The sequence below is a fragment of the Nocardia farcinica genome (assembly GCF_029867845.1).
Taxonomy (GTDB): domain Bacteria; phylum Actinomycetota; class Actinomycetes; order Mycobacteriales; family Mycobacteriaceae; genus Nocardia; species Nocardia farcinica_A.
Genome location: NZ_JARWRU010001075.1, coordinates 1 through 2,700 on the forward strand (window position 1 = coordinate 1; position 2,700 = coordinate 2,700).

General features: G+C 73.3%; 3 protein-coding genes. 1 reads left to right on the top strand and 2 read right to left on the bottom strand.

The features are described from left to right. The first annotated feature begins 194 nt into the window (after positions 1 to 194). On the top strand, positions 195 to 806 hold the full coding sequence (locus tag QH283_RS23665) for a TetR/AcrR family transcriptional regulator C-terminal domain-containing protein (RefSeq protein WP_280505139.1): 612 nt from the start codon (positions 195 to 197) through the stop codon (positions 804 to 806). A gap of 47 nt (positions 807 to 853) precedes the next feature. On the opposite strand, the gene QH283_RS23670 is transcribed toward QH283_RS23665, so the two are convergent. Next, on the bottom strand, positions 854 to 2,062 hold the full coding sequence (locus QH283_RS23670; protein ID WP_280505140.1) for an MFS transporter: 1,209 nt from the start codon (positions 2,060 to 2,062) through the stop codon (positions 854 to 856). Positions 2,063 to 2,379: 317 nt separating this feature from the next. Continuing rightward, positions 2,380 to 2,610, bottom strand: coding sequence for a hypothetical protein (locus tag QH283_RS23675; RefSeq protein ID WP_280505141.1), 231 nt, complete (start codon positions 2,608 to 2,610; stop codon positions 2,380 to 2,382). Positions 2,611 to 2,700 lie beyond the last annotated feature (90 nt).

Sequence of the window (2,700 nt, forward strand, 5' to 3'; positions counted from 1 at the left end):
GGGGGGGGCGCGGGGGGGGGCGGCGCGGGTCGGGGGGGCGGGGGGGGGGGCGTGGGCTCTTTCTCTCCGGCGCGGCCGCCCCCCCGCGCGGGGGGGGGGGGGGGGGGTTGCCCCGGGGCAGCCCTCCCGCCCCCGCGGTGGGGGGGGTGCGGGACATGACGACGGGGCCGAGCGGGCGGGAAGGTGACGAGCGAGTGCAGCTGCACAGAGCGGACGTGGTCGAGGGCGCGATCGCCATCCTCGACGAATACGGCCTGGCCGACCTGACCATGCGCAGGCTGGCAGGTTCACTCCACGTGCAGCCCGGGGCCCTCTACTGGCACTTCCCCAACAAGCAGGCCCTGCTCGGCGCGGTGGCCGACCGGATTCTCGCGCCCATGGCCGAACCGGTGACCGCCGAGGACTGGGCGGGCCAGATCACCGAACTGGCGCACCGGCTGCGCGACTGTCTGCTCGCCTATCGCGACGGCGCGGAGCTGGTCTCGGCCACCTACGCCTCCCGCCTGACCACCAGCAAGGGCCGCGAGCGTTTCGCCGGCGCGGCCATCCGGGCGGGCATGCCGCGCCAGGAAGCCGACCTGGCCGCCTACACCCTGCTGTACTACGTGCTCGGCCAGACCGTCGACGAGCAGGCCCGCATGCAGATGGACGCCGTCGGTGCCCTCCCCGAGACCGCCCCCGCCGACGACTCCGGCCCCGACGCCGCGCCGTTCGCCGAAACCACCGACGCCACCGCGCGTTTCGACTTCGGCCTGCAACTGTTCGTCGCGGGCGTGCGGCAGATGCTCGGCAGCCGGGCCCGCTGACCCCGGGAACAGGTGAACCCCACGGCTGAGCCGCGGAGTTCACGCACTCACCTGCCCGGCGTCTTCGCCCCCGGCCCGACCGGGAACCACCGGTACATCGCCACCGCCCCCGCCGCCGAGGCCACCGCCAACGCGATCGACGCCGCGCCGAGCACCGTCAGGGCACTGATCGCGCCGATGGCCAGCGGCCCGGAGAACATGCCGATGTCGTGGGTGAGCCGCCAGGCGCCGAGGAATTCCGCCTGCTTGCCCGGCGGCGCGACATCGGCGCCGACGGTCATGATCAGTCCGTTGCTGATGCCGTTGGCCAGACCGAGCAGTCCCGCCGCGATGCCGGCCGTGACCGCGCTGTGGGTGAAGGGCAGCATGGCGTAGCCGAGACCGAAGCACACCATGGACGGCACCCCGGTCGCGCGGCGACCGAACCGGTCCATGAACACCCCCGACGGATAGGACAGCAGCACGTCCACCGCCCCGGAGATGCCGAAGATCAGGCTCGTTGCCACCGGACTCAGGCCGATGTGGGCGGCCCACAGCGGCAGCAGCGACTGCCTGGCCGCCCGCGCCGCGCCGGTGAGCAGCGCCGCCGACCCCAGAGTGCCGAGCACCCTGCGGTTCTCGAGCACCACCGAGGTCAGGGTGTGCGTCTTCGCACCGCCCCGGCTGACGTCGCGCACCGCGATCATGGCCAGACCCGCCAGCGCGGTGGTCGCGCCCTGCATCCACAGCGCGCCGTTGGGCCCCATCGCGTGCACGAGCGCCGCACCGACGAACGGGCCTGCGAAGAACCCGAGCCGATGCGCGCCCGCCAGCAACGACAGCGCCCGCCCCCGCTCCTGCGGCGGCACCACCCCGGCGATGTAGGTCTGCCGCGCCAGCCCCCACACCGCGCCGGACGCGCCGGTGAGCAGCATGCCCACCGCCAGCACGAGCAGATTCGGCGCGCCGATGGCGGCCAGCGTCCCCGCGAGTCCGAGCGCGGTGCCGAGCCCGATCGCCCCGCGCTCGCCGATCCTGGCGACGATCCGCCCGGCGGGCAGGTCGGTCAGCACCATGCCGAGCCCGCTCAGCGCCACGACCAGCCCCGCCGCGCCGACCGAGGCGCCGAGCTCGAGCGCCCGCAGCGCGTACATGGGCGCGGCCGCACCCGCGCCCGCCCCGTAGAGCACCATCGGCGCGAAGACCGACCAGGTGAGGCTGCTCAACTTCACCCGCTCGACCGTTGGCCGCGGCGCGGCCACCTCGTCGATGCTCATGCCGCGAGCCCGAGGGCCGCAGCGCCACCACCCGGGAGGACCGTCGGGGCGGAGACGGGAACGACGACGGTCGTCGGACGGCCACGACGGCGACCGGCCACGGTGCGGTTTGCTGACATGTCCAGCATTAGAGCAACGAACGATCTCGGTCGAACACCATTGCCGACAGGCTGATTCGAATTGACCGACCCGGATCAAGACAGGTGTCCAGCAACATCCCGGCCACCGGATGATCCCAGCGACCGGCCGGACACAGCAGAACGACCCGGCCACCCGCGTCGAGGCGGGTCACCGGGTCGTTCGCCGGAGCAGGCGGCTCAGGAGGCCTGCGTGCCCGCGCTCAGACTCGACGAGCCGATGGACAGCAGTTGCAGGACGTTCTGGAAGAAGTCGCAGCCACCGGGCGCGCCGATGGGGAACTCGTAGCACGCCACCACAGGAGCGGCCTGCTCGACGGCCGGGAAGACGCCGGTCTGCGCGGACGCGGGCGCGACCGACAGCAGCGCACCCGCTCCGGCCGCGGCAGCGACGACCAGTGATCGTTTCATCGAAAAGTCCTTCGGATCGGTGCGTTTCGGGCACGATGTCCCGAACTGTCCGCTGCCCCGAGGCAGCGGCGCTCACGCTAGCCAGGCGGC

Excerpts from the sequence above, each read along its gene's own strand:
- QH283_RS23675 (WP_280505141.1), bottom strand. The coding sequence starts at position 2,610 with ATGAAACGATCACTGGTCGTCGCTGCCGCGGCCGGAGCGGGTGCGCTG.
- QH283_RS23670 (WP_280505140.1), bottom strand. The coding sequence starts at position 2,062 with ATGAGCATCGACGAGGTGGCCGCGCCGCGGCCAACGGTCGAGCGGGTG.